Raw genomic sequence first — 25374 nt, forward strand, 5'->3', positions numbered from 1 at the left:
CCCCCGCACCAAGCCCCATGAATTCCACCCACGTCCGCTGGCTGGCCTATGGCAGCCTGGCCCTCAGCACCAGCCTGGTCGGCAGCTACATCGGCCTGTCCAAGCTCCTGCTGGCCGCTTTCCCGGTCTTCCTGCTGGCCTGGCTGCGCTTCGGCCTGGCCGCCGTGCTGATGCTGCCCTGGCTGCGCAAGGACCCGGGCGAAGCGCCGCTGGACGCTCGCACGCACGGGCTGCTGTTTCTCGAATCCTTCGTCGGCAATTTCCTGTTCTCGATCTGCCTGCTGTTCGGCCTGCAGCGCAGCTCAGCGCTGGCGGCCGGCGTCATCATGGCGGGCATTCCGGCCGCAGTGGCCCTGCTCAGCTGGATGTTCCTGAAGGAGCGCATCTCGGGCCGCGTCGCCCTCGCCATTGCCTGCTGCGTGGCCGGCATCGCGCTGGTGGCCTTCGACCGCCCAGGCGGCCAGGCACAGACCAGCCTGCTCGGCGGCTTGCTCCTGCTGGCGGCCGTGTTCTGCGAAGCCGCCTACGTGGTGATCGGCAAGCGCCTCACGGCCAGTCTCTCGCCGCGCCGCATCAGTGCGCTGATCAATGGCTGGGGGCTGATCCTGGTCACGCCGCTGGGCCTGTGGCAGGCGGCCAGCTTCGATTTCGGCATACCTGCGCTGAGTGAATGGCTGGGGCTGCTCGGCTATGCCGCCGCCGCGAGCGTCATCACCGTCTGGCTGTGGATGACCGGCCTGAAGCGCATTCCCGCCGCGCAGGCCGGTGTCTTCATGGTCTTCCTGCCCCTGGCCACCGGCCTCGTGGGCATTGCCTTCCTGGGCGAGCAGCTGAGCCTCGTGCAGGCCCTGGCCTACGGCCTGGCGCTGCTTGGCGTGGTGCTCGCGACCACCGCACCGGCCACCGCTCATGAGTCTGGCCAGAAAAGCTATACCCCCGGACCGGCCAAGCCTTGAGCTCATGCCGGAGAATGACGGCCAATCCTTGCTGCAAATCATCATGACGACGCCCCATCCGACCCATCTGCGCATCCACCAACTCGCCGGCCTGAAGCCGGGCCCGAAGCTGTTGGTGACCGGCGCCGTTCACGGCAACGAAACCGCTGGCGTGGCCGGCATCGAGCGCGTGTTGAAGCAATTCGATGCCGGCGAGCTGACGCTTCTGTGCGGCACGCTGACGATGATCCCCATCGTCAACCCGCTGGCGCACCGTCTGCAGCGCCGTGAAGGCGAGCGCAACCTGAACCGCAACCTGCGCCCGGCGCCGATTCCACAGGACTTCGAAGACCGCATCGCCAATCAGCTCTGCCCGTGGCTGGCGCATGCCGATGTGCTCTTAGACCTGCACAGCTTCAACAACCCCGGCCCGGCCTTCGCCATGATGGGCCCGCGTGACAACGATGGCGATCTGGAGCCCTTCCGCCACGAGAAGGCGGAGGCTGCGCTCGCTGCCTGCGTGGGCACCGGCCGCATCGTCGAAGGCTGGCTCTCGACCTATGCGCTGGGCCTGCAGCGCCGCGCCGCGCGCCAGGGCGACGGCTCGCGCCAGGCCAGCCTGGTGCAGGACCCGCACTACGGCGTTGGCACCACCGAATACATGCGCAGCCAGGGCGGCTACTGCATCACGCTGGAATGCGGCCAGCATGTGGACCCGCAAGGCCCCGAGGTCGCCTACAAGGCCATCCTGCGCACCTTGACGCTTCTGGGCATGATCGCACCGGGTGCCGTGGAGCTGGCCGACCCGAACCGTCCGATCGAAGTGCTGCAGCTCTACGAGGTGATCGACCGTGAGCATGCCGACGACCAGTTCGCCCGCGAATGGGCCAGCTTCGACGAAGTGAGCGAAGGCCAGTTGATCGGCACCAGGCATGACGGCAAGCCGGTGCACGCACCCAGCGGTGGCCGCATCGTCTTTCCCAACAACAAGGCGCAGCCAGGCCAGGAATGGTTCTACCTGGCCCGCCCGAGCGACCGGAAACTGAAGCCATGACAGCCAAACAGCTCAAGATCGATTTCGTCTCCGACGTCTCCTGCCCCTGGTGCGCCATCGGGCTGAAGTCGCTCGAGCAGGCGCTCGGCAACCTCGCAGGCCAGGTTCAGGCCGAGCTGCATTTCCAGCCCTTCGAGCTGAACCCGCAGATGGTGCCCGGAGGCGAGGAGATCAACGAGCACCTGCAGCGCAAGTACGGCGCGAGCCTCGACCAGCTGCAGGCCACCCGCCAGGCGATCCGCGAGCGCGGCGCGGCCTTGGGCTTCAAGTTCAGCGTCGAGGCACGGGACCGGATCTACAACAGCTTCGACGCCCATCGCCTCCTACACTGGGCCGGCCTGCAGGGCGGCAGCTTCCAGCGCGACCTGAAACTGGCGCTGCTTGGCGCCTATTTCACCGATGGGCTCAACCCCGGGGACCATGAAACGCTGGTCGCGCGCGCGGCCTCGGTCGGTCTGGACGCCGCGACCGCGCATGAAGTGCTGATCTCCGGCCAGTACACGGCCGAGGTGCGCGAGCGCCAGGCCTTCTACAACAGCCAGGGCATCCATTCGGTGCCTTCGGTGATCATCAATGACCGCCACCTTATCCAGGGCGGCCAGCCCCCTGAGGTTTTCCAGCAGGCTTTGCTGCAGATTGCGGCCCAGGGCTGAGCGACAATCAAGCCCTGATTTCATCGGCGCGCCCCGTTGTGAAACGCAACGGGGCGCGCTGCATTTCCAGTCCCCATGCTTGATGGCAGGTAGAAGCAAGTGTTCAAGAACCTGATGGTGTACCGCGTCGGCGCCGAGTGGCAGGCCGACGTCGAGAAGATCGAAGAAGCGCTGGCCGCGGGCCGCTTTGTTGAATGTGGCGCCACGCAGGCGCAGTCCATCGGCTGGGTGCCGCCGCGCGGCGTCGAGCACGGCGTGCTGGTCGAGGCCATTGACGGCCACCTGCTCCTGAAGCTGATGGTCGAGCAGCGCGTGCTGCCGAGCTCGGTGGTCAAGCGCCGCGTCGAGGAAATGGCCGCCGCCGAAGAAGCGCAGAACGGCCGCAAGCCGGGCAAGAAGGCGCTCAAGGAAATGAAGGAGTTCGCCACGCAGGAACTGCTGCCGATGGCCTTCACCAAGCAGGGCAGCATCCGCGTCTGGATCGCGCCGCAGCAGCGCCTCTTGATGATCGACGCCTCGAGCCCGGCACGTGCCGAAGAGGTGGTGAGCCTCCTGATCAAGTCTCTGGACGGCCTGTCGCTGCACCTGATCCAGACTGCCGAGTCGCCTGCCGTCTGCATGGCCGCCTGGCTGATGGACGGCCAGCCGCCGCATGAGTTCACCATCGATCGCGATTGCGAATTGAAGAGCGGCGACGAGATGAAGTCGGTCGTGCGCTACGCCCGCCACGCCCTCGACATCGAAGAGGTGCGCATGCACCTGCAAAGCGGCAAGGCGCCGACCAAGCTGGCGCTCTCGTGGCGCGACCGCGTGTCCTTCATACTGACCGACACGCTGCAGATCAAGAAGATCTCCTTCCTGGACCTGGTCTTCGAAGGCAAGGACAAGCCGGCCAAGGACGAGGCGTTTGACGCCGACATGTCGCTCTCCACGCTGGAACTCGGCGAGCTGATCCCGGCGCTGATCGAAGGCCTGGGCGGCGAGCACGACTTCTTCGGCTCGGCGCCCGCTTCGACGGAAACATCAAAGCCCACGCTGGTCAAAGAAACGGCGCTGGAGGGCGCCGCACCCTGGGATTGAAATCAGTCGACTGAGCCCGACGCGGCCGCTGCGGCGGCCGCCCTGAGCTTGTCCTTCTTGCTCGGCCGCTTGCCCTTGATGCCGCCGTTCGGGTCGGACAAGGGCAGCTCTTCGCTCGCTTCGAACCCGTCGATCTGCTCGCGCATCACGCGCTGGCCCTGGCGTTTCTCGATCAGGCGGAAATGCGCTTCGGCCGCCGCCGGCACAAAGCTCACGGCCATGCCCGTGGCGCCGGCGCGGCCGGTGCGGCCGATGCGGTGCGTGTAATCGGCCGGCGAGCGCGGCAGGTCGTAATTGACGACCACCGGCAGGTCCGGAATATCCAGACCGCGGGCCGCCACATCGGTGGCCACCAGCACCTGCACCTCGCCGCTCTTCAGCGCCGCCAGCACTTGCGTGCGCGCACCCTGGCTCAACTCGCCGTGCAAGGCCGCGGCCTTGAAGCCGGTGTTCCAGAGCTTGTCCGACACATGCTCGGCCGCATAGCGCGTGGCAACGAAGACCAGCGCCCGCTCCCAGCCTTCGGCCTTGAGCAGGTGGCGCAAGAGCGGCGTGCGCTTGGCCTGGTCCACGACGATGGATCGCTGCGTGATCGCATCGGTTCGCACCGGCTCGGGCGCGATCTCGATGCGCCGCGGCTCACGCAAATGAGCGGCAGCCAACGCCTCGACCGGTTTCGGGAAGGTGGCCGAGAACAACAGAGTCTGTCGTTGCGCCGGCAACAGGCCCAGCACGCGCTGCAGCTCTTCGGCAAAGCCGAGCGACAGCAGGCGATCGGCCTCGTCCAGCACCAGCGTGCTCACGCCATCGAGGCGCAGCGCGTTGTGATCCACCACATCGAGCAAACGGCCTGGCGTGGCCACCACGATGTCGGCACCGCCGCGCAGCCCCATCAGTTGCGGGTTGATCGAGACACCGCCGAACAGCACGGCAATCTTCAGTCGCTCGGGCAGGTGGCGAGCCAGCTCGCGCAAGACCTCGCCCACTTGAACGGCCAGCTCACGTGTCGGCAGCAACAGCAAGGCGCGGGGTTGGCGCGCAGGAGCAGATTGCAGCAGGCGCTGCAGCAGAGGCAGGGCAAAGGCGGCGGTCTTGCCGGAGCCGGTCTGGGCCAGGGCGAGCAGGTCGCCACCGGTGAGGACGGCAGGAATCGCAGCGGCCTGGATGGCCGTGGGGGCGTGGTAGCCCTGCTCGCGCACCGCGCGGAGCAAGGCGGGCGACAGGCCCAGGGTTTGAAAAGACATGGCGGATTGTAGGTTTGCCGGCTCCGCCGTCTCAGAACAGCGAACTCTGTTCGCCTGCCTGCTGGCCGGTGGCGCGCGCTTCCATCGTCAAAAGCTTCAGCTTCGTCTGCACGCCGCCATGAGCAGAAAAACCGGTGCCGACGCCACCGCTGCCCATCACGCGATGGCAGGGCACGATGGGCGCAAAGGGGTTGCTGCCTTCGGCCTGGCCCACGGCTCGTGCCGCGCCGGGCAGGCCGAGCGCCATGGCCAGCTCGCCATAGGTGCGGGTCTGGCCGACCGGGATCTGCCGCGTCAAGACATGGACCTTGCGGTTGAACTCGGGCACGCCCTCCTCGTCCAGCTCGACCTCCAGCAGGTCGCGCACCTCGCCGCTCAGCAGCGCCGTCACGCCCTGGATGGCATGGCGCACCGCGGCCGGCAGGTCATTGGATTCAACCGCCGACGGGAAGCGAACACGCATGCGGTCTCGCGTGGCAGCTGCGCTTTCTTCGGGCAGCTGCGAGCCGCGGATGCCGCCCGCTTCGCTCCAGGCGATGCCGCAAGTGCCCAGTGGCGTGTCGTAACAGTGGAAGAACATCCGCTTCAATGCGCATCCTCCTTGGTGCAGAAGGCCCGCGCTTCGGCGGGTGCCGCCCGCAAGCGCGTGTTCAGGCAGTCGTCCAGCAGGCAGACGAGGCGCAGCATTTCAAGCCGGCTGGGGATGGCGGTTGCTGGATTGATGTTCTGCGGCATCGGCCGCAATACCCCGCCGCGCGGCATCAGCCAGCGCCGCAACTTCACGAGCCGGCAGCGCCTTCATCTTGTGATCGCTCCAGATCTGGCGCCAGCGGCGCGCGCCGGCCTCGCTATTCCACAGCCCCAGCGCATGCCGCATGGCCTGAGGCCAGTGGCGACGCGTGGCCTGGCTGCGATGGTCCAGCCATTCGACCCAGGCCGCCTCGACCTGCTCCCGGCTTTCGGCCGGCCCGGCCTGACCGAAGAAGCGCTGATCCCAGCCGGCCATCTGCCAGGGCTCGTGATAGGCCTGGCGGCCCACCATCACGCCGTCCACATGCTGGAGCTGCTGCTCGATCTCCTCGTCGCTCTTCACTCCGCCGTTCAGCACGATGGTCAGCTGCGGGAACTCGCGCTTCAACTGGTGCACCAGCTCGTAGCGCAGCGGCGGGATCTCGCGGTTTTCCTTCGGCGAGAGGCCTTGCAGCCAGGCATTGCGCGCATGGACGATGAACACCTCGCAGCCAGCCTCGGCAATCGTGCCGACGAAATCGCGCACGAAGTCATAGCTCTCCTCGCGGTCGATGCCGATGCGGTGCTTGACCGTCACCGGAATGCCCACCGCATCGCGCATCGCCTTCACGCCATCAGCCACGAGCTTGGGCTCGGCCATCAGGCAGGCACCGAATGCGCCCTTCTGCACCCGTTCGCTGGGGCAACCGCAGTTCAGGTTGACCTCGTCGTAACCCCACTTCTCGGCCAGCCTGGCGCAGGCCGCCAGGTCGGCAGGCTCGCTGCCGCCCAGTTGCAAGGCGACCGGATGCTCGACGGCGTCGTAGTCCAGGTGCCGAGGCACATCGCCATGCAGCAGCGCACCGGTGGTCACCATCTCGGTGTAAAGGCGGGTCTGGCGGGTCAACAGGCGATGGAAGACGCGACAGGGGCTGTCGGTCCAGTCGAGCATGGGGGCGACCGAAAGGCGCCAGGGAGACGAAAGCGATGGAGGAGAAGCGTTCACCGCGACATTATCCCAGCGCTGCCCCGGCGCGCGCTTTCGCGGGACTTGCCAACTCGGCGTACTGCCTATAAAAGCGGCAGGTACGCCTGCCAGAGAACAAGCGGGCAGCAGCAGGGAGCAGCGATGGACAACAGCCTGGGCGATGACGCAGGCTTTTATCGCGGGGTCTGGCTGAGCCAGCTCCGCCGGCTCAATGCCGCCGAGGCACCGGCCTCAGCTGCCTTTGACAGGCGCCGCCGCCGCGTGCTGCTGCTGGGAGCTGGCGCCACCCTGCTCAGCTCCATCCCGTGGATGCTGTTCTTCGTCTACATCGATCACCCGACAGCCGCCCTAGGCGAAGCCGCGGTGGCCCTCGCCGCCGTTGGCGTCCTGCAGCTGACGCGTCTGCGCCTGATGAGGCTTGCCAGCCTGGTGTTCTCGCTCTCCTCCCTGCTGGCCCTGTGGGGCCTGACGCTGGCCACCGATGTGCCCACGCCGTCCATGCCGCGCAGTCTCCATCTCCTGATGATTCCGCTCTTCGTCGGCAGCTTCTTCCTCTTGCAGCAGGACAGACGCCATTGGCGCTGGTCGCTACCGATGCTGACACTGGCGAGCTTCGCGGTGCTGTCGGGTCACACCGGCGGATTCGGCTTCCGGCCTGTGCTGCCCGATGAAATGCGCGCACCCGCCATATGGTGGGTGACCGCCTTTACTGTGGGCATGCTGTACGCGCTGCTGAGCGCCATCCTCGGCGAATCCAAAGAGAACTCGGCCCTGGAGTCGGAGCTCCTGCGCGCGCTGGGCTCGGGCGAGATCCAGGTGCATCTGCAGGCGCAGTGCGATGTATCGGGCCGCATCGTCGGTGCCGAGGCCTTGATGCGCTGGCAGCATCCGCAGCGCGGCTTTGTCTCACCGGCGGAGTTCATCCCGGTGGCAGAACGCAGCGGCCTGATCGTGCCAGCCGGTGAAGTCGTGGCCCGCCAGGTCTGCGCCGTGCTGCTGCGCTGGCGTCATGAGCCGGCGCTTGCTGGCATGACGGTGTCGATCAATGTGAGCCCAGGCCAGATCCGCGATGCACGCGCGATGCAAAGGCTGCTGGACATCGTCACCGAGCCTGGCCTGCCGCATGGCGCGATCAAGTTCGAGCTGACGGAGTCGGTCTTCGTGGAAGACTTCCGGGGCGTGCGCGAGCGCATGGCCGAATGCCGGTCGCGCGGCATTCGCATGGCGCTGGACGACTTCGGCACCGGTTTTTCATCGCTGAGCTACCTGAAGCTCCTGCCGCTGGACCAGCTCAAGATCGACCAGAGCTTCGTGCGCGGCTTGCCCGGCGACGCTGGCGCCGTGGCCATCACCCGCACCATCATCGGCCTGAGCCGCGAGCTGGGCCTGGAAACCGTGGCCGAGGGTGTCGAGACCGCGGCCCAGGCCGAGGCCCTGCTGCAACTGGGCTGCAGCACGCATCAGGGCTTTTTCTACGCACGCCCGCTGCCGGTGCCTGAATTCGAAGCCCTGGTGCGCGCGCCGCTCAAGCGTGCCGCCGCTGGTTCAAGCCCAGCCCTGCAGCCAGCAGAGCCAGTGCAATGAGCAGATAGCTGCCCACCGTGGTCGCATTGGCCGAGCCATTGAAACCCATGGGGTCAAACCACGCCATCTTGGGCGTCTGCACCGACAGGTAGAAACCGAACAGGAAGAGCGACAGATAGGCCCGCCCGCTGCCGGTGCTCTGGCCCAGGAAGCTGGCCACGGCACTCAGGAAGATCAAGCCACTCAGCAAGGCCGCGGCCAGCAAGGGCTGCTCAACACTCCAGCGCAAGAGCACCGGCAGGCTGAAGATCACGCCCAAGACGAGGCTGGCCAGCCATTGGCGCAGGTAGCGGGCCCGCGGGCCGCCCAAAGTCACGTTGGTCAAGGCCAGGGCACGCGCCTGATGGTCGCGGGCAGCAATATCGCTGATCAGGATGCCCCAGAGCACGGCCGCCGCACAAAGCACCGGCCCAAGGCGATGGGCCGGGCTGGCAACGCCGGCCACGATCACACCCGCGCCGAGCAGCAAGGCGAGCGGGCTGACACTCAGGCTGACCACGGTCTCGGCCGCCACCTGACCCGCGAGGCCCGGCCAGCGGGCACACAGCGGCAGCAGGCGGTTCACGGCCCGGCTCAGCGGCTGAAGCAGGTGTTGAACCCAGGCCAGCAGTGCAAACAGCTTGCCGTTTTCACGTGCCTTGACCTTGTCTGGCGAATAGCGGTGGAACAGCGCGACCGCCAGGCCGAGCGGCAGCAGGGCCAGCAGCGCTGAACCCAGGCGCAGCGCCAGCAACTGCAGACTCCAGAAACCATCCGGCGCCGGCAGTACCGGCAGGCTGCTGTCGAAGGGCGAACCGCCAATGCTGAAGTGCTGGACATGCAGCAGCTCGCTCATTCGCACGATATGGCTGGTCAGGCCCGAGATATCAAACACCTGCCAGCCGCTGAGACTGGGCTGCGCGGCGCTCAAGGTGACTGGCATGAACATGAACTGGGCCACCCAGAGCATGAAGAACAGCAGGTCGCCGCGCTTGCCCATCAGCGGAGCCCAGGCGTCGCAGAGCGTGGCCACACTGGCGGCCAGCATCAGTGTCGGGGTCAGCACCAGCAGATAGGTCTGCAGATAGACCCAGGGCTGCAAAGGCCCTTCGCCACGCACCAGATGCAGCACCCAGACGCTGAGCATCAAGGCGCCCATCAGCGACAGCAGATACAGCACCGCGCCGCACCAGCGAGCCAGCAGGAACAAGACATTGCCAACCGGCGCGCTGGCCAGCAGTCCGCCCGTGCCGCTGCGCAGGTCCTCCTGCGTGCGGCCGCGCACCAGGTAGAAGCCCGCCAGGCCCATCAGCATGCCGGCGATCGTGGCTGTGCCAAAGGCCAGCGTGAGGCTCTCGTAGGCCACGCGCTGCTTGCCCATGGTCATCATCGCCCGGCCACCAGCGGGGTCAGCCACCACCAGCCAGCTGATGACGATGACGGCCAGCACGCAGACCAGCGAACCGATGCGGCGCGAGCGCAGCCGCAGTTCGTTCAGCACCAGCGCCTTGAATGCCGCCGGGTTCATGCCGGCACCGCCTGCGCTGCATAGCGCTGTGCCATCAAGGCTTCTTCCAGACTCGGTTCGCTGACGCTCGCACCAACGCAGGGTTGCTCGGCATGGGCCATGCGGGCGTTGATCAGGCCGCCCTGCCGTTGCGCCTGCAGCATGTGGATGCCCTGGCCGCGCAGCGCCTCATAGTGGTCAAGCGCCAGTTGCGCACTCCAGACCTGGCCGCGAGCGCGCTCCAGCAATTGCGCGGGCGTCGCCAGGTCCACCAGCTTGCCCTGGCGCATGATGGCCAGGCGCTCGGCCATGTTCTCGACGTCGGAGACGATGTGGGTCGACACGATCACCAGCTTGGAAAATCCGATCTCGGCCAGCAGGTTGCGAAAGCGCAGGCGCTCTTCAGGGTCGAGGCCGGCGGTGGGCTCGTCGACGATCAGCACATCCGGGTCGTTCAGCAAGGCTTGGGCAATGCCCAGGCGCTGGCGCATGCCGCCCGAGAAGCCGATGGCCGGGCGGTTGGCCTGCTCGGCCAGGTTGACCAGCTCCAGCAGGCGGCGAATGCGCGCCGGGTCGCGCACGCCTTTGAGCGCGGCGAAGTACTGCAGGAATTCGAGCGCCGTGAGATGCGGGAACACGCCGAAGTCCTGCGGCAGATAGCCCAGGCGGCGGCGCATCAGCTCGGGCTTGGCAACGATGCACTGGCCGTCCAGCAGGATGCGGCCGCTGGTGGGCTTGGTGAGCGTGGCCAGCATCTGCATCAGCGTGCTCTTGCCGGCGCCGTTGTGGCCGATCAGGCCGAGCACGCCCGGCCCCAGCTCCAGCGAAACGCCGTCCAGCGCGCGCAGCTTGCCGCCGTACACCTTCACCAAGTTCTGGATGCTCAACATTGCTCGACCCCTCGCCTTGCTCGACGCTTGAAAAGCCGGCAGGTTAGCGAGGGGCCCGCCCCTACGCCGCCGAGCTACGACACAAGGCATGGCGGCCGGGACAGGCAGCAGATGCAGGCGACGGGCCGCTGCAGGCTCAGGCCGGGCTGGCGGCCGATGCGGCAGTTGCTGGAGGCACCGGGCAGGACTGCGCCGCGCCCATGCCCTTCAGGAAGGCACGCCGCGAGCGGCCCGCCATGACAGCCGCCGCCACCTCCCTGGAATAGCGCTCGGCACCGCTGAGCTTGCGCAGCCAGCCGCGGAACGGCAGCAAGCCTTCGGCGGTTCGCCGCAAGGCGTCCACGGCAGCGTCACCCGCAGCCTCACCGCCCTTCTCAACCAGCCCTTGCTCGGCCCGCTGCGACGGCGCATCAATGTCGGGGCCGAGCGCCTCGTCCAAAGGCTGTATCGCCGCCAACAGGCCGGTGCAGCTGCTGTCTGCCGGCCGCTTGTACGGCGCCCCCTGGGCGTCCAGCAAGGCCTGCGGAATCTTGTCCTTGACCAGATTCAGATCGTTCAGCGGCGCGGCGGCAGCCGAACCGACACGCGCGCCGGTATCGGGCTTGCTGGCGCAGGCCGTGAGCCCGAGCACTGCAAGGATCAACAGCAAGGAATGACGCTTGTACATGGCTCCCCTTTTCGTCGACAAGTTCAGAACAGTCCGCTGATGCGACCGTGGGCATCGACATCGATGCGCTCAGCCGCGGGCACTTTTGGCAGGCCCGGCATCGTCATGATGTCGCCACAGATGGCGGTGACAAAACCAGCGCCCGCATTGAGCCTGAGCTCGCGCACCCGCAAGGCATGGCCGATGGGTGCAGCCAGCAGCTTGGCGTCGCTGCTGAAGGAGTACTGCGTCTTGGCAATGCAGACCGGCAGGCCGCCAAAGCCCAGGGCCTGCAATTCGCCGAGCTGGGCACGGGCCTTGGGTTCCCAGTCCACCGATTCAGCGTGATAGATCTTGCGCGCCACCGCGGCGATCTTCTCGTCCAGCGGCAGTTCGTCTTCATAGAGCAGCTGCATCCGTGCCGCGCCGCTGGAACAGGCCTTGACCACTTCATGCGCCAGCTCGGCCGCACCCACCCCACCTTCGGCCCAATGCGAGGCCAGCACGCAGGGCACTTCGAGTGCTGCGCATTCACGCTCGATCATTGCAATCTCTTCCGGCGTGTCGCCATCGAAGCGGTTGATCGAGACGATGGCCGGCAGGCCATAGTGCAGGCGCACGTTGGCAACATGGCGGCGCAAATTGGCCAGGCCCTCCTGCAGCGCCTCCAGCCCCTGCAAGGCGCCACCATGATGGCGCAAGGCTCGCACCGTGGCGACGATGACGGCGCAGCCCGGGCGCAGGCCCGACTGCCGGCACTTGATGTCGATGAACTTCTCGGCACCGAGGTCGGCGCCAAAGCCTGCTTCGGTCACCACGTAGTCGGCCAGCTTGAGCGCCGTCTGGGTCGCGATCAGCGAATTGCAGCCATGCGCGATATTGGCAAACGGCCCGCCGTGCACAAAGGCCGGATTGCCCTCGAGCGTCTGCACGAGGTTGGGCGCCAGCGCGTCTTTCAGGAGGGCGGCCATCGCGCCGTCGGCCTTGAGCTGCCGCGCGGTGATCGGCGCTTTGCCGCTCGTGTAGCCCACCACGATACGACCGAGCCTCTCCTTCAGGTCGGCCAGCGAGGTGGCCAGGCACAGGATCGCCATCACCTCGGAGGCCACCACGATGTCGAAGCCGTCTTCGCGCGGATAGCCATTGCCTGGGCCGCCGAGGGCGACGGTGATCTCACGCAGGGCCCGGTCGTTCATGTCGACCACGCGGCGCCAGACGATGCGCCGCACATCCAGGCCGAGCGCATTGCCATGGTGGACATGGTTGTCGATCAGCGCGGCCAGCAGGTTGTTGGCCAGCGCGATGGCATGGAAGTCGCCGGTGAAGTGGAGGTTGATGTCCTCCATCGGCACGATCTGCGCAAGGCCGCCACCGGCCGCACCGCCCTTCATGCCAAAACAGGGCCCCAGCGAAGGCTCGCGCAGGCAGATGATGGCGTTCTGACCGATGTGGTTCAGCGCGTCACCGAGGCCCACTGTCGTGGTGGTCTTGCCCTCGCCCGGCGGCGTGGGCGTGATGGCGGTGACCAGCACCAGGTGACCGTCAGGTCGGCCTTGCAGCTTCTCGATCTGTTCCAGCGAGAGCTTGGCCTTGTACCGGCCATAGGGGCTCAAGGACCCTTCGGGGACTCCCAGGCGCCGTACGGCCAGGGGAACGATGGGCTGTAGCGTCGCCGCCTGGGCGATCTCGATGTCTGTGCGCATGGGCTGGGAACAATCCTTCGTGGGGATGGGCCGCGCCAGACAGCGCGCGGCATTGCGGGGTTGCGCGCGATTATGGCCAAGCACTCAGGTCCCGCAATTGGGCGAAATTCGCACAACTAGGCGCATATACGGATGACGCGGCATCAAGGACTCGCGGACATTGCTGGCAAGACCAAAAGATTTCGCGTCCATCACGCCTCGGCGTGGGAAAGAGCCAGCAGCATGCTCGAAGAGTCGCTTGGGATCGGCCGGCCGCTGTCGAGCTGGCCATCGCCAGCTCAACTGCTGGCACGCTTCAACAATGCGGAAGGCACCCTGCCGCAGCCCTTTGATCGCCGCCGCCGGCGCATGCTGATCACGGGCAGCTGGTTCACCATCGGCACCATTGCCTTCTGGGCCAGCTTCTTCGCCTTGAAGAACCAGCTCTGGCTGACGGTGCTGGACCTGGGCCTGGCGGCATCGGCCGGCCTGGTGCTGTGGCTGGTGCAGCGCAAGCAGGTGCGCCTGGCAGGCATGATCTTTCTCTTTGTCTGCCTGGGCTTTCTGCTGACCGTGGCCGGCCTGGCGGACATACCCACCGTGGTGGCGCCGCGCACGCTGCACCTCTACATGGTTCCCTTGACGGTCTATAGCGTGTTCCTGCTGCAGCATGAGCGCTTTGCGGTGCGCGCCGCCGTGGTGATCATCGTGCTGACCTGCTTCGCCGTGCTGGCAATGGCGCCGGTCGATCTGGCCCACGAGCACTTCATGAACGAGACGCAGCGGCGCGTGGGTGCCGTGATCAACGTGGTCAGCGCCACCGTGCTGCTGTTCATGATCATCGACATCATGCTGCGCGAAGCCAAGGAAACCTCGGCGCTCGAGCTCGATTTCGCCCGCGCCGTGGCCACCGGCGAAATCCAGGCCTATCTGCAGGCCCAGTGCACGGCGGATGGCCGCATCGTCGGTGCCGAAGCCCTGATGCGCTGGCGCCATTCCAAGCGGGGCTATGTTTCGCCCGCCGAGTTCATTCCGATGGCCGAGCGATCAGGCCTGATCGTGCCGGCAGGCGAGCAGATCGCAGCCATCGTCTGCAAGGCCCTGCACGCCTGGGAAGATGATCCGGTGCTGAGCCAGCTGACCGTGTCCGTCAATGTCAGCTCGGCCCAGCTCTATTCCGGCGCCTCGACCACCAAGCTGCTGGGGACCGTGCACGAAGCAGAGACGCCGCCGGCCTCGCTCAAGTTCGAGCTGACCGAGTCGATGTTCGTCGAGGACTTCGAGGCCGTGCGCAGCAAGATGGAGCAGATCCGCGGCCAGGGCATACGCATGGCGCTGGACGATTTCGGCACCGGCTTTTCTTCGCTGGCCTATCTGAAGCTGCTGCCGCTGGATCAGATCAAGGTCGACCAGAGCTTTGTGCGCGACCTGCCTGGCGATGCGAGCGCAGCCAAGATCGCCGCCACCATCGTCCACCTCGGTGAGGACCTCGGTCTCGAAGTGGTGGCCGAAGGTGTGGAGAACCATGCGCAGCTGCAGGCCTTGCAGGCCATGGGCTGCCGGATCTTCCAGGGCTTTCTGTTCTCGCGCCCTGTGCCTATCGAGGAATTCGAGGCGCTGGCCCGCAGCGGCAAGCCGCTGCCAGCCGCCCCACGCCCCGCCTGATCAGCTTCAGGCCAGGCCGCGCAGTGGATGCTCGGCCGGCGCCCAGGGGCTGGCGAAGAACTCGGCCACCATGGCCGGCGTCACGTCTTCGATGCGCGCCGGGTTCCAGCGCGGGCTGTGGTCCTTGTCGACCGCCAGCGCACGGATGCCCTCCACCGTTTCCGAGGCCGCGCCAGGGCGTAGATGGAAGCAGCGATGCACCAGGTCACGCTCCAAGCGCAGGTCTTCGGCGAGGCTCAGCTTGCGGGCGCGGCGGATCAGTTCCAGCGTGACGGCCAGCATCAGCGGCGAACGCTTGCGCAAGGTGGCCAGCGTCTCCATCGACCAGGCATCGCCCGCGGCCTGCAGCGACTCGCAGATCGCCAGCACCGTGGGCTTGGAGAAATGCAGGTCGATGCGACGACGCAGCTCCAGGTCGTCGGCCGGCGCTGCGAGATCGACCCGCTCCATCACCGTGGCCACGACATGCTCGGCGCTCGGCTGCTCACCGCGACGGAAGGCCTCGATGATGATGGGCAACTCGCCGCTGCGCACGAATACGTCGCCCAGACCCAGGGCGATGGCGTCGCCAGCACCCACGGCATGCCCGGTCAGGGCCAGCCATTCGCCGCTGCTGCCCGGGCATTGCGCGAGGAACCAGCCACCGCCCACGTCGGGGAACAGGCCGATATTGGTCTCGGGCATGGCCAGCTTGGAATGTTCGGTCAGCACGCGCAACTTGGCGCCCTGGCTGATGCCCATGCCACCGCCCATCACCACGCCATCCATCAAGGCGATATAGGGTTTCGGATAGGCGTGGATCAGGTGGTTCAGCGCGTACTCTTCAGTGAAGAAGTCTTTCAGCGCCTTGTCACCGGCCAGGGCGGCCTGATGGAAGAAGCGGATGTCTCCACCGGCGCAGAAAGCCGCAGGCTTGCCATCGCGTCCGGCGCCGAGGATGACCACGGCTTCGATGGCCGGCGCTGCGGCCCAGGCCTTCAGGAGTGCCGTGAGGTCACGGATCATCGCCAGCGACAGCGCATTCAGCGCGTTCGCGCGGTTCAAGGTGATCAGCCCCAGGCAGCCGTTGACTTCGGCCAGGACCTGGCCCTCGGATTGCAGCGGGGGGATCAACGGTGCGGCGCTCATGCCAGGAACTCCAGTTTCTTTGATTGCTTCATTGTGACCGGCGCTGCCGTAGCGCCAGGATTTCATTGCCTGCCAGGGCGGCCAGCACAATAGCACCGCCGATGAGCGTGGCGCCAGCCGGGGCTTCCCCGGCACCCAGCCAGGCCCACAGCACGCCGAAGATCACCTCCAGCTGGCCGAGCAGCGCGATCTCGGGCGCGGGCAGTACGCGGGACAGGCGCACAGCCAGCAGGCAGGGAATCGCCAACTGGCACAGGCCCAGGAAGCCCAGCAAGCCGAGGTCGTGGGCGGACGCCTGGAAAGGCCAGGCCAGCGGCAGCGTGAGCGCGGCCGAGATCAGGGCACCTATCAGCACCGCGGGCAGCATGTCCTGCCCCGGCGCAGGCGCGTCCGGGTCGGCGCTGCCATGCGTGGCGCGCTGCAGCAGCGTCCAGTTGCCGGCGCCTGCCAGCGGCACCAGCAAGGCGACCAGGATGCCCGACAGCCCTGCCCCACCCGCCTCACCAGCCTCCTGCCAGAACATCCAGGCGATGCCCAGCGTGGCCAGCGCTATCGCCACCCAGGTGCGAACCGGCAACTGGTGACGCAGAAAAACCCGCGAAAACAGCGCCGTGAAGAGGGGCCCGAGCGCCATCGTCACCAGCACCGTGGCGACGCTGACCATGCTGAGCGCCACCATGAAGGCCGTGAACATCAGGCCCCAGAAGGCGCCCGACAGCCAGACCAGCCGCGGCGCCCGCACCAGCTGCCCCCAGAACGCCGGCCCGCGCAGCCAGCGCAAGAGCACGACGAGGCTGATCGCATTGAACGCACTGCGCCAGAACGTCAGCTCGAAACTGCGCGCCGCCTCCAGATGCCGCGTGACCACGCCCGCCGTGCTCCACAGCAGCGTGACCAGGATCATCAACAGGAGGGCACGACGATGGCTCATGAATTGAGAGCGCCCCTTTCGGGGCGCGGGCGTCTGTCTGACTGGAGCCCCCTCATGGAGGGGGCTGGGGGAGCTCACTGGACCGCGCAGTGCGCGCGTCGTGCGCTCAAGCGCGCGACGCGCGCTTGCGTTCGTTTTCCGTGAGGAATCGCTTGCGGACACGCACGCTCTTGGGCGTGATTTCGACCAGCTCGTCGTCGTCGATGAAGTCGACACCGTATTCCAGCGTCAGGTCGATGGGCGGCGTGATCTTGATCGCGTCTTCCTTGCCGCTGACGCGGAAGTTGGTCAGCTGCTTGGTACGGGTGGCGTTCACGACCAGGTCGTTGTCGCGGTTGTGGATGCCGACGATCATGCCTTCGTAGACCGGGTCATTCGGCTTGACGAACATGCGGCCGCGGTCGTCAAGCTTGCCCAGGGCGTAGGTGAAGATTTCACCGTCGTCCATCGAGATCAGCACGCCGTTCTTGCGGCCGCCGATGTCGCCCTTGTGGGCTTCGTAGCCGTCGAAGATCGAAGAGATCAGGCCCGAACCGCGGGTCAGGTTCATGAACTCGTTGGCGAAGCCGATCAGGCCGCGCGCCGGAATGCGGTACTCGAGACGCACGCGGCCATGGCCGTCCGGCTCCATGTTCAGCATTTCGCCCTTGCGCAGGCCCAGGGCCTGCATGACGCCGCCCTGGTGGATTTCTTCCACGTCGGCCGTCACCAGCTCCATCGGCTCGCTCTTCACGCCGTCGATGTCCTTGAACATCACGCGCGGCTTGGAGACAGCCAGCTCGTAGCCTTCACGGCGCATGTTTTCCAAGAGGATGGTCAGGTGCAGTTCGCCGCGACCGCAGACTTCGAAGATGCCGTCTTCGTCAGTCTCGGAAACGCGCAGCGCCACGTTGTGCTGCAGTTCCTTCTGCAGGCGGTCCCAGATCTGGCGGCTGGTGACGTACTTGCCTTCACGACCGGCCAGCGGGCTGGTGTTGACGCAGAAGTTCATCGTCAACGTCGGCTCGTCCACCTTCAGCATGGGCAGCGGCAGCGGATTGGCCGGGTCGGTCACGGTCACGCCGATGCCGATTTCCTCGATGCCGTTGATCAGCACGATATTGCCCGGGCCGGCTTCCGTGACCTGCACGCGGTCCAGGCCGTGGAAGGTCAGCACCTGGTTGATGCGGCCGTTGACGGACTTGCCGTCCGGGCCTTCCATGACCTTGACCTGCATGCCTGGCTTGATCGTGCCCTGGCTGATGCGGCCCACGCCGATGCGGCCGACGAAGGTCGAGAAGTCCAGTGCCGAGATCTGCAGCTGCAGCGGCGCGCTGGCGTCACCCGACTGCGCCGGCACATGCTTGAGCACGGTGTTGAACAGGGCCGACATGTCTTCGCCCCACTTCTCGCCCGGCGCGCCTTCAACCAGCGAGCTCCAGCCGTTGATGCCCGAGGCATAGACGACCGGGAAGTCCAGCTGCTCGTCGGTCGCGCCCAGCTTGTCGAACAGGTCGAACGCGGCGTTGACGACGGCGTCCGGCTTGGCGCCCGGCTTGTCCACCTTGTTGACCACGACGATGGGCTTGAGGCCCAGGGCCAGCGCCTTCTTGGTCACGAAGCGGGTCTGCGGCATCGGGCCTTCCTGCGCGTCGATCAGCAGCACCACGCCGTCAACCATGGACAGCGCGCGCTCCACTTCACCGCCGAAGTCCGCGTGTCCGGGTGTGTCGACGATGTTGATGTGCGTGCCTTCCCAGGACACGGCGCAGTTCTTGGCCAGGATGGTGATGCCACGCTCGCGTTCGATGGCGTTGTTGTCCATCACGGTGTCGACGACCTTTTCGTGGTCGGCGAAGGTGCCGCTTTGACGCAGCAGCTGGTCCACCATCGTGGTCTTGCCATGGTCAACGTGGGCAATGATGGCAATGTTGCGGATCTGGGTACTCATAAGACGACTTTCCTAAAAATTCTCAAGTGCTCAGCAGGCTGCTTACTTCCTGCGGGCTCAACAGACGACCGGGAATCAATTCACCGGCGGCGATTGATGCGCTGCCCAACAAGGCATGAGCGGCGGGCCCATAGACCCGGACATGCGGTGCATCTGCGGCGGCAACGCGACGCCGCAGACCATTCAGGAACCGGCTGGCGTCTTCATCAGCCAGGCTGATGGACGGCCAGTCGGCCAACAAGCAATCGGGCGGACGCAAGAGCGCCTCGCGCTCGGCTTCCGTCATCGCAGCCAAGGCATCCAGGCTGATGGCGTCTCGCACATCGACGGCGCCACTGGCCGTGCGGCGCAAGGCGCTCAGGTGGGCGCCACAGCCCAGCTCGCGGCCGATGTCTTCGGCCAGCGTGCGGATGTAGGTGCCCTTGGAGCAGCGGACCGCGATGGTCAGCGCGTCAGCATGCCAGTCGACGATGTCGATGCCGTGAATCGTCACGGCACGCGCTTCGCGTTCAATCGTGATGCCCTGGCGCGCATAGTCGTACAGCGCCTTGCCTTCGTGCTTCAGGGCCGAATACATCGGCGGCACTTGCGAGATGGCACCGGTGAATTTCGCGCAGGCAGCTGCTATCAGCTCACGCGTCACGGCCACTTCGTGCGTTTCCAGGACTTCGCCCTCGGCATCGCCGGTCGTCGTCGTCTGGCCCAGTTTCAGCATTGCAACGTAGGCCTTGTCGGCGTCAAGGCTGACCTGGCTGAACTTGGTGGCCGCGCCGAAGCAAAGCGGCAGGAGGCCGGTGGCCAAGGGGTCGAGCGTGCCCGTGTGCCCGGCCTTCTCCGCCCGCAGGAGCCACTTGGCTTTCTGCAGAGCGTCGTTGCTGGACAGGCCCAGCGGCTTGTCGAGCAGCAGCACGCCGTGCAGGGCACGGCGCACAACTCTCTGGCGCTGGGGTCTGGTTTCGGTCACGTCAGGTCTCTTGCGAGTTCAGTCGTTCGTGTGCTCTTCGTCGTCCAGCGCGCGGGTGGCGTTGGCCTTGGAGATCAGCGAGCTCAGCTCGGCCGCGCGTTCGATCGTGCGGTCGTAATGAAAATGCAGCGTCGGCACGGTATGAATCTGCAGGCGCTTGAACAGGCCGTTGCGCAGGAAACCGGCAGCTTCGTTCAAGGCCTCTTCGGTTTCGGCCGGGTCGCCGACCAGCACCGAGAAGAAGACCTTGGCATGCGCGTAGTCGGGCGTGACCTCGACCGCGTTCACGGTGGCCATGCCGATGCGTGGATCCTTCAACTCACGGATCAGCTCCGCCAGGTCGCGCTGGATCTGGTCGGCTACGCGGAAACCGCGGTTGGGGATGGCTCTCTTGTGTCGCATGTCTTAGCTCCTTCTCGGCCTCCCAAGAACAAACCCCGCCTTCGTTTCGGAGGCGGGGTCTGCTGGGTGGGGCCAACTCCGCTGGTTAAAGCGTTCGTGCCACTTCCTTGATCTCGAAGAACTCCAGCTGATCGCCTTCCGCGATGTCGTTGTAGTTCTTGAGCTTGATACCGCACTCGAAGCCTTCCTTGACTTCCTTGACATCGTCCTTCTCGCGGCGGACCGAGTCGACCTCGCCGGTGTAGATGACGATGTTGTCGCGCAGCAGGCGGAACTTGGCACCACGACGCACGAGGCCCGAAGTGACCATGGAACCGGCCACGGTACCGATCTTGGAAGCCACGAACACGACGCGGATCTCTGCCGTACCCAGCGCTTCTTCGCGCTGCTCGGGCGCCAGCATGCCGGCCATCGCTGCCTTCACCTCATCCACGGCGTCGTAGATGATGTTGTAGTAGCGCAGGTCGACCGAGTTGCCTTCGGCCAGCTTGCGGGCCAGCACGTCGGCACGCACGTTGAAGCCGATGATGACCGCCTTGGAGGCGATCGCCAGGTTGACGTCGGACTCACTGATGCCACCGACCGCCGCATGGACGATCTGCACCTTGACTTCGTCGGTCGAGAGCTTGAGCAGCGAGGCGGCCAGAGCTTCCTGCGAACCCTGCACGTCGGCCTTGATGATCAGCGGCAGGGTCTGCACGTCGCCGCCGCCCATTTCGCTGAACATGTTCTCGAGCTTGGCAGCTTGCTGCTTGGCCAGCTTGACGTCGCGGTACTTGCCCGAACGGAAGGTGGCGATTTCGCGCGCTCGGCGCTCATCGGCCAGAACCATGAATTCATCACCGGCCTGCGGGACTTCGGTCAGGCCCTGGATTTCCACCGGAATGGAAGGACCGCCCTCGGCACAGGCCTTGCCGTCTTCGTCCAGCATGGCGCGCACGCGTCCATAGGTGGAACCTGCCAGCACCACGTCGCCGCGCTTGAGCGTGCCGCTCTGCACAAGCACCGTGGCGACCGGGCCGCGGCCCTTGTCCAGCTTGGCTTCGATCACGAGGCCCTTGGCCATCGACTCCTTCGGCGCCTTCAGTTCCAGCACTTCGGCCTGCAGCAGCACTTGCTCCAGCAGGTCGTCGATGCCCTGGCCGGTCTTGGAAGACACGCCCACGAACGGCGAATCGCCACCGAATTCTTCCGGCACCACCTGCTCGCCCACCAGCTCGCTCTTGACGCGCTCGAGGTTGGAATCAGGCTTGTCGATCTTGGTGACCGCCACGACGATGGGCACGCCCGCAGCCTTGGCATGGTGGATGGCTTCCTTGGTCTGGGGCATCACACCATCGTCCGCCGCCACCACCAGGATGACGATGTCGGTGGCCTTGGCGCCGCGAGCACGCATGGCCGTGAAGGCCGCGTGACCCGGGGTGTCCAGGAAGGTGATCATGCCGCGCGGCGTGTCCACGTGATACGCGCCAATGTGCTGCGTGATGCCACCGGCTTCGCCAGCGGCGACCCGGGCTCGGCGGATGTAGTCCAGCAGCGAGGTCTTGCCGTGGTCGACGTGACCCATGACGGTGACCACCGGAGCGCGCGGCAGCGATTCATGCTGCTGCTCGGTCGTGCCTTCTTCTTCGAGGAAGGCATCCGGATCGTCCAGCTTGGCAGCGAAAGCCTTGTGGCCCATTTCCTCGACGAGGATCATGGCCGTTTCCTGGTCCAGCTGCTGGTTGATGGTGACCATCTGGCCCAGCTTCATCAGCTGCTTGATCAGCTCCGAAGCCTTGATCGACATCTTGTGTGCCAGGTCGGCCACCGAGATGGTCTCGGGTACATGGACTTCCTGAATCTGTTGCTCGACCGGTGCGACGAAGTTCGACTGACCACGATCACCACCGCGGTCATTGCCGCGACGGCCACCCGCACCACCGCGGGCCGGAGCGCGCCAGCCCGGACGGGCGCCAGCACCAGCCGTGGGGCCGGCTCCAACCGTCTTGAGACCGCGCTTCTTGGCGGCGTCGTCGGCCCAGCTGCTTGAGAGCTTCTCTGACTTGATCGACTTCTTGTCGCCCGGCTTGGCAGCACCGGTGCCTGCAGCGGCAGGTGCGCCCGGCGTGCCCGGCTTCTTGTGGATCGTGCCCTTGATGGCGGCGGCTTCAACCGGCTTCGGTTCTTCCGGCTTCTTGGCCACCATGACCTTCTTGGGCGCATTCATCATCGCGCGGATGGCAGCGGCCTCAGCCTCGGCGGCCTTGCGGCGGCGCTCCAGGTCGGCTTGCTTCTGCTTCTCGTCGGCAGCCGGAGCCGTCGCCTTGACCACGCGCAGCGCGGGCTTGGGCGGCTCGACCGGGGCCGGCGGCGGCGCCACAGGTTCAGCAACCGCAGCGGCAGGTGCAGGTGCAGCAGCCGCAGACGCGGTCGCAGCGGCGCCCTTCTTGGCGGCAGCGGCAGCAGCCTTGGCGGCGGCCTCGGCCTTGGCCGTTGCTTCAGCAGCTTCCTCGGCGGCGCGGGCTTCAGCAGCCAGGCGCTCCTGGCGGCGTTGCTCTTCGGCTTCCTTGGCGGCGCGCTCGGCTTCTTCGCGCTCACGCATCTTGGCTGCGAGCTCTTCTTCCTGGCGACGCAGTGCTTCGGCCTGCTTTTCAGCTTCCTCTTCGCGGCGCTGCAACTCGGCCTCTTCCGCGGCTGCGGCTGCGGCTTCGTCGACACCAGCGGGCAGGTCGTCGCGCTTGACGAAGGTGCGCTTCTTGCGCACTTCGACCTGGATGGTGCGGGCCTTGCCGCTGGCATCGGCCTGCTTGATCTCGCTGGTCGACTTGCGCGTCAGCGTGATTTTCTTGCGGTCAGCGCCGGCCGTACCGTGCGCAGTGCGCAGGTAGTCCAGCAGGCGTTCCTTGTCCGCCTCGTTGAGGGCATCCTCTGCAGACGCCTTCTTGACGCCCGCGGCTTGCAGCTGCTCCAGGAGAGTGCTTGCAGGCCTGTTCAGCTCTGCGGCGAACTGGGCGACGGTGGTCACAGCCATTGTTGAATCCTTGTGCTTAATCTGCTGTGCGAATTGATTGGTCTTCAGCGCCTCAGGCGGTGAACCAATGTTCGCGGGCCTTCATGATCATGGTGCGGGCATCAGCCTCGTCCATGCCGGCCAGTTCAACGAGTTCGTCGACGGCCAGGTCGGCCAGGTCGTCGCGTGTGTGGATGCCGCCATCGGCGAGCTTGGCGATCAGGTCGGGCGTCACGCCTTCCAGATCACGCAGGTCTTGGGACACTTCCTCGACCTTCTCTTCCTTGGCAATTTCCATGGTCAGCAGCGCATCCTTGGCTCGGGTGCGCAACTCGTTGACCGTGTCCTCGTCGAAGGCCTCGATTTCCAGCATTTCCTGCATAGGCACGTAGGCCACTTCTTCCAGGCTGGTGAATCCTTCGGCGATCAGGATATCGGCGACTTCCTCGTCCACGTCGAGCTTGTCGACGAAGAGCTTGCGCACCGATTCCGATTCGATTTCATGCTTGGCCGCTGATTCCTCGGCCGTCATGATGTTGATGCGCCAGCCGGTCAGCTCGGAAGCGAGCCGCACGTTCTGGCCGCCGCGGCCGATGGCGATGGCGAGGTTTTCCTCGTCAACCACCACGTCCATGGCATGTCGTTCTTCGTCCACCACGATGGACTGCACATTGGCCGGGGCCAGCGCGCCGATGACGAACTGCGCCGGGTCTTCCGACCACAGCACGATGTCCACACGCTCGCCGGCCAGCTCGTTGGTCACGCCGTTGACGCGCGAACCGCGGACGCCGACGCAGGTGCCGATCGGGTCGACGCGCTTGTCATGCGAGAGCACCGCGATCTTGGCGCGGCTGCCGGAGTCACGGGCGCAGCTCTTGATCTCGAGCAGGCCTTGTTCGATCTCAGGCACTTCCTGCGCGAACAGCTCCTTCATGAACTCGGGCGAGGAGCGCGAGAGCATGATCTGCGGCCCGCGCTGGGTGGGGTCCACGCCGAGGATGACAGCGCGAACGCGGTCGCCGGTGCGCAGGTTCTCCTTGGGGATCATTTCGCCGCGCTTGAGGCGCCCTTCGACGCGGCCCGACTCGGCAATGATGTCGCCCTTGTCCAGGCGCTTGACCGTGCCCATGAAGATCTTCTCGCCGCGCGACATGAAGTCGTTCAGCAACTGCTCGCGCTCGGCGTCGCGGATCTTCTGCAGGATGACCTGCTTGGCGGCCTGGGCACCGATACGGCCGATCGGCACCGATTCCACCGGCTCTTCGATGTGGTCGTCGATCTCGATGTCTTCGATCTGTTCCTGAGCTTCGAACAGCAGGATCTCGGCATCGGCATTCTGCAGACCGGCCTCGTTGGGCACGACATGCCAGCGGCGGAAGGTCTCGTACTCACCGGAGTCACGATCAATGGCCACACGGATGTCGACTTCCGTGCCATACAGCTTCTTGGTGGCCGAGGCCAGGGCAGCCTCAACGGCGCCGAACACGACATCGCGCTCCACGCTCTTTTCGCGCGAAATCGCGTCCACCAGCATCAACAGTTCGCGGTTCATTGATCAGGACCTCCATCAACCTTTTCATCTTCGCCAACAGTCTCGACAGACTGCCGCGCCTTTGCATTGCTGCGCTTCTTGGGTGCCTTGGGCTTCTTGGCCTCGGTCACCGTCTCGCCCGCCCAATGCAGTTCCTTGGGCTGGGCATTGCGCCCCTTGAAGGTCAGCGCCGGCACCAGCCTGGCCTCGCGCACCTCATCAAGGGAAAAATCCAGCGCTTGATCAGCCTTGCCGTCGTTGAAGACGAGGCGCCAGCCCTCGCCTTCGGCCTGAAGCTGACCCTTGTATTTCTTGCGGCCCTGAAAGGCCACGCGCAGCGTGATCTGCACTTCCTCGCCAGCGAATCGCTGGTAGTCGGCCAGCTTCTTCAGCGGGCGGTCAACGCCGGGTGAAGAAACTTCAAGACGCTCGTAAGGTGCGTTCTCGACTTCGAGCACATACTGCAGTTGGCGGGTGACCTTCTCGCAGTCGTCGACCGTGATGAAGGCGCCGGCGGCGAGTTCTTCGCTCAGCTTGTCGATGTACACGCGCAGCAAGCCGGCAGCACTGCGTTCGCAGTCCACCAGTTCGTAACCGAGGCCGGTCACGGTTTTCTCAACAGCCGCTTGCCAATTCATGCGTGGTTCTTTGTCGCTCGCAGATTCAAAAAATCGTGGGATCGCGGGGCAAGGCCGGTGTGCAGCTACATATGCATTTGGCGTTCGCCAAAAAAAAATGGGCTGGATGAATCCGCCCACATCTGCAATCGCCTCGGCTCAATCAGTTTGCTGACTGCGCTTGTGACTCTTGCTGCACTTGCCTTGCGTTCGCCGTCATGCCTTGCCAGCGAAGCCGGGATT

Annotated in this window: 20 protein-coding genes and 1 pseudogene; 6 read left to right on the plus strand and 15 right to left on the minus strand. The window is 65.8% G+C overall.

Annotation, left to right across the window (positions count from 1 at the left end; all coding sequences use genetic code 11):
* The first annotated feature begins 17 nt into the window (after positions 1–17).
* From ABT392_RS08680 to ABT392_RS08695, 4 genes are all read left to right on the plus strand, one after another.
* Positions 18–956: a DMT family transporter gene (locus ABT392_RS08680; RefSeq protein ID WP_334276566.1), complete on the plus strand. Its 939-nt coding sequence runs from the start codon at positions 18–20 to the stop codon at positions 954–956.
* Between the two features lie 43 nt (positions 957–999).
* Positions 1000–1989, plus strand: coding sequence for a succinylglutamate desuccinylase/aspartoacylase family protein (locus tag ABT392_RS08685; protein ID WP_395386838.1), 990 nt, complete (start codon positions 1000–1002; stop codon positions 1987–1989).
* The gene (locus tag ABT392_RS08690) at positions 1986–2642 is read left to right on the plus strand and encodes a DsbA family oxidoreductase (protein ID WP_334276564.1); all 657 of its coding nucleotides are present in this window, start codon (positions 1986–1988) and stop codon (positions 2640–2642) included. Before ABT392_RS08685 ends, ABT392_RS08690 begins: the two co-directional genes overlap by 4 nt.
* 99 nt (positions 2643–2741) lie before the next feature.
* Complete coding sequence (locus ABT392_RS08695; RefSeq protein WP_395386005.1) at positions 2742–3722, plus strand: recombination-associated protein RdgC; 981 nt, start codon at positions 2742–2744, stop codon at positions 3720–3722.
* A 2-nt stretch (positions 3723–3724) separates the two neighbouring features.
* Here the strand turns inward: ABT392_RS08695 and ABT392_RS08700 are convergent, their stop codons facing one another.
* The 3 genes from ABT392_RS08700 to dusA all read right to left on the minus strand — a co-directional run bounded on the left by ABT392_RS08700 (position 3725) and on the right by dusA (position 6701).
* Complete coding sequence (locus tag ABT392_RS08700) at positions 3725–4966, minus strand: DEAD/DEAH box helicase (protein ID WP_334276562.1); 1242 nt, start codon at positions 4964–4966, stop codon at positions 3725–3727.
* Positions 4967–4997: 31 nt separating this feature from the next.
* Positions 4998–5546 carry a methylated-DNA--[protein]-cysteine S-methyltransferase gene (locus tag ABT392_RS08705; RefSeq protein ID WP_334277347.1) on the minus strand — a complete coding sequence of 183 codons (549 nt, stop codon included), beginning with the start codon at positions 5544–5546 and terminating at the stop codon, positions 4998–5000.
* A gap of 108 nt (positions 5547–5654) precedes the next feature.
* Positions 5655–6701: a tRNA dihydrouridine(20/20a) synthase DusA gene (gene dusA, locus ABT392_RS08710; RefSeq protein ID WP_395386004.1), complete on the minus strand. Its 1047-nt coding sequence runs from the start codon at positions 6699–6701 to the stop codon at positions 5655–5657.
* Positions 6702–6824: 123 nt separating this feature from the next.
* Here dusA and ABT392_RS08715 point away from each other — a divergent pair, with 123 nt between their 5' ends.
* A complete protein-coding gene (locus ABT392_RS08715) occupies positions 6825–8267 on the plus strand; it encodes a putative bifunctional diguanylate cyclase/phosphodiesterase (RefSeq protein WP_334276560.1) in 1443 nt (480 codons plus the stop codon).
* Here the strand turns inward: ABT392_RS08715 and ABT392_RS08720 are convergent.
* The 4 genes from ABT392_RS08720 to ABT392_RS08735 all read right to left on the minus strand — a co-directional run bounded on the left by ABT392_RS08720 (position 8209) and on the right by ABT392_RS08735 (position 12992).
* A complete protein-coding gene (locus ABT392_RS08720) occupies positions 8209–9774 on the minus strand; it encodes a hypothetical protein (RefSeq protein ID WP_395386003.1) in 1566 nt (521 codons plus the stop codon). The two genes, ABT392_RS08715 and ABT392_RS08720, sit on opposite strands and share 59 nt — an antisense overlap.
* The gene (locus tag ABT392_RS08725) at positions 9771–10643 is read right to left on the minus strand and encodes an ABC transporter ATP-binding protein (protein WP_334276558.1); all 873 of its coding nucleotides are present in this window, start codon (positions 10641–10643) and stop codon (positions 9771–9773) included. The genes ABT392_RS08720 and ABT392_RS08725 overlap by 4 nt, the downstream gene beginning before the upstream one ends.
* Positions 10644–10779: 136 nt before the next feature.
* The gene (locus ABT392_RS08730) at positions 10780–11310 is read right to left on the minus strand and encodes a hypothetical protein (protein WP_334276557.1); all 531 of its coding nucleotides are present in this window, start codon (positions 11308–11310) and stop codon (positions 10780–10782) included.
* Positions 11311–11333: 23 nt separating this feature from the next.
* A complete protein-coding gene (locus ABT392_RS08735) occupies positions 11334–12992 on the minus strand; it encodes a formate--tetrahydrofolate ligase (RefSeq protein WP_395386002.1) in 1659 nt (552 codons plus the stop codon).
* 222 nt (positions 12993–13214) lie between these two features.
* Here ABT392_RS08735 and ABT392_RS08740 point away from each other — a divergent pair, with 222 nt between their 5' ends.
* Entirely contained in the window at positions 13215–14636 is a 1422-nt protein-coding gene (locus ABT392_RS08740; RefSeq protein WP_395386001.1) for a putative bifunctional diguanylate cyclase/phosphodiesterase, read from the plus strand.
* Positions 14637–14642: 6 nt separating this feature from the next.
* Here ABT392_RS08740 and ABT392_RS08745 read toward each other — a convergent pair whose 3' ends face one another.
* The 8 genes and pseudogenes from ABT392_RS08745 to rimP all read right to left on the minus strand — a co-directional run.
* The gene (locus tag ABT392_RS08745) at positions 14643–15764 is read right to left on the minus strand and encodes an enoyl-CoA hydratase/isomerase family protein (protein WP_395386000.1); all 1122 of its coding nucleotides are present in this window, start codon (positions 15762–15764) and stop codon (positions 14643–14645) included.
* 28 nt (positions 15765–15792) lie between these two features.
* Positions 15793–16695 carry a DMT family transporter gene (locus ABT392_RS08750; RefSeq protein WP_395385999.1) on the minus strand — a complete coding sequence of 301 codons (903 nt, stop codon included), beginning with the start codon at positions 16693–16695 and terminating at the stop codon, positions 15793–15795.
* A gap of 106 nt (positions 16696–16801) precedes the next feature.
* The gene (typA, locus tag ABT392_RS08755) at positions 16802–18625 is read right to left on the minus strand and encodes a translational GTPase TypA (RefSeq protein ID WP_334276551.1); all 1824 of its coding nucleotides are present in this window, start codon (positions 18623–18625) and stop codon (positions 16802–16804) included.
* 22 nt (positions 18626–18647) lie between these two features.
* Positions 18648–19589 carry a tRNA pseudouridine(55) synthase TruB gene (truB, locus tag ABT392_RS08760; protein WP_395385998.1) on the minus strand — a complete coding sequence of 314 codons (942 nt, stop codon included), beginning with the start codon at positions 19587–19589 and terminating at the stop codon, positions 18648–18650.
* Positions 19590–19607: 18 nt separating this feature from the next.
* The gene (gene rbfA, locus ABT392_RS08765; protein ID WP_334276549.1) at positions 19608–19991 is read right to left on the minus strand and encodes a 30S ribosome-binding factor RbfA; all 384 of its coding nucleotides are present in this window, start codon (positions 19989–19991) and stop codon (positions 19608–19610) included.
* An 85-nt stretch (positions 19992–20076) separates the two neighbouring features.
* Positions 20077–23004: a translation initiation factor IF-2 gene (infB, locus tag ABT392_RS08770; protein ID WP_395385997.1), complete on the minus strand. Its 2928-nt coding sequence runs from the start codon at positions 23002–23004 to the stop codon at positions 20077–20079.
* A gap of 52 nt (positions 23005–23056) precedes the next feature.
* On the minus strand, positions 23057–24535 hold the full coding sequence (gene nusA, locus ABT392_RS08775; protein ID WP_334276547.1) for a transcription termination factor NusA: 1479 nt from the start codon (positions 24533–24535) through the stop codon (positions 23057–23059).
* A 146-nt stretch (positions 24536–24681) separates the two neighbouring features.
* Positions 24682–25152 (minus strand): annotated as a pseudogene (rimP, locus tag ABT392_RS08780) (ribosome maturation factor RimP); the annotation flags it as partial.
* Between the last annotated feature and the right edge of the window lie 222 nt (positions 25153–25374).

It is taken from the genome of Paucibacter sp. JuS9 (assembly GCF_044043925.2).
Taxonomy (GTDB): Bacteria; Pseudomonadota; Gammaproteobacteria; order Burkholderiales; family Burkholderiaceae_C; genus JAUASW01.

Excerpts from the sequence above, each read along its gene's own strand:
- ABT392_RS08680 (WP_334276566.1), top strand. The coding sequence starts at position 18 with ATGAATTCCACCCACGTCCGCTGGCTGGCCTATGGCAGCCTGGCCCTC.
- ABT392_RS08685 (WP_395386838.1), top strand. The coding sequence starts at position 1,000 with ATGACGACGCCCCATCCGACCCATCTGCGCATCCACCAACTCGCCGGC.
- ABT392_RS08690 (WP_334276564.1), top strand. The coding sequence starts at position 1,986 with ATGACAGCCAAACAGCTCAAGATCGATTTCGTCTCCGACGTCTCCTGC.
- ABT392_RS08700 (WP_334276562.1), bottom strand. The coding sequence starts at position 4,966 with ATGTCTTTTCAAACCCTGGGCCTGTCGCCCGCCTTGCTCCGCGCGGTG.
- ABT392_RS08705 (WP_334277347.1), bottom strand. The coding sequence starts at position 5,546 with ATGTTCTTCCACTGTTACGACACGCCACTGGGCACTTGCGGCATCGCC.
- ABT392_RS08715 (WP_334276560.1), top strand. The coding sequence starts at position 6,825 with ATGGACAACAGCCTGGGCGATGACGCAGGCTTTTATCGCGGGGTCTGG.
- ABT392_RS08720 (WP_395386003.1), bottom strand. The coding sequence starts at position 9,774 with ATGAACCCGGCGGCATTCAAGGCGCTGGTGCTGAACGAACTGCGGCTG.
- ABT392_RS08725 (WP_334276558.1), bottom strand. The coding sequence starts at position 10,643 with ATGTTGAGCATCCAGAACTTGGTGAAGGTGTACGGCGGCAAGCTGCGC.
- ABT392_RS08730 (WP_334276557.1), bottom strand. The coding sequence starts at position 11,310 with ATGTACAAGCGTCATTCCTTGCTGTTGATCCTTGCAGTGCTCGGGCTC.
- ABT392_RS08735 (WP_395386002.1), bottom strand. The coding sequence starts at position 12,992 with ATGCGCACAGACATCGAGATCGCCCAGGCGGCGACGCTACAGCCCATC.
- ABT392_RS08740 (WP_395386001.1), top strand. The coding sequence starts at position 13,215 with ATGCTCGAAGAGTCGCTTGGGATCGGCCGGCCGCTGTCGAGCTGGCCA.
- ABT392_RS08745 (WP_395386000.1), bottom strand. The coding sequence starts at position 15,764 with ATGAGCGCCGCACCGTTGATCCCCCCGCTGCAATCCGAGGGCCAGGTC.
- ABT392_RS08750 (WP_395385999.1), bottom strand. The coding sequence starts at position 16,695 with ATGAGCCATCGTCGTGCCCTCCTGTTGATGATCCTGGTCACGCTGCTG.
- typA (WP_334276551.1), bottom strand. The coding sequence starts at position 18,625 with ATGAGTACCCAGATCCGCAACATTGCCATCATTGCCCACGTTGACCAT.
- rbfA (WP_334276549.1), bottom strand. The coding sequence starts at position 19,991 with ATGCGACACAAGAGAGCCATCCCCAACCGCGGTTTCCGCGTAGCCGAC.
- infB (WP_395385997.1), bottom strand. The coding sequence starts at position 23,004 with ATGGCTGTGACCACCGTCGCCCAGTTCGCCGCAGAGCTGAACAGGCCT.
- nusA (WP_334276547.1), bottom strand. The coding sequence starts at position 24,535 with ATGAACCGCGAACTGTTGATGCTGGTGGACGCGATTTCGCGCGAAAAG.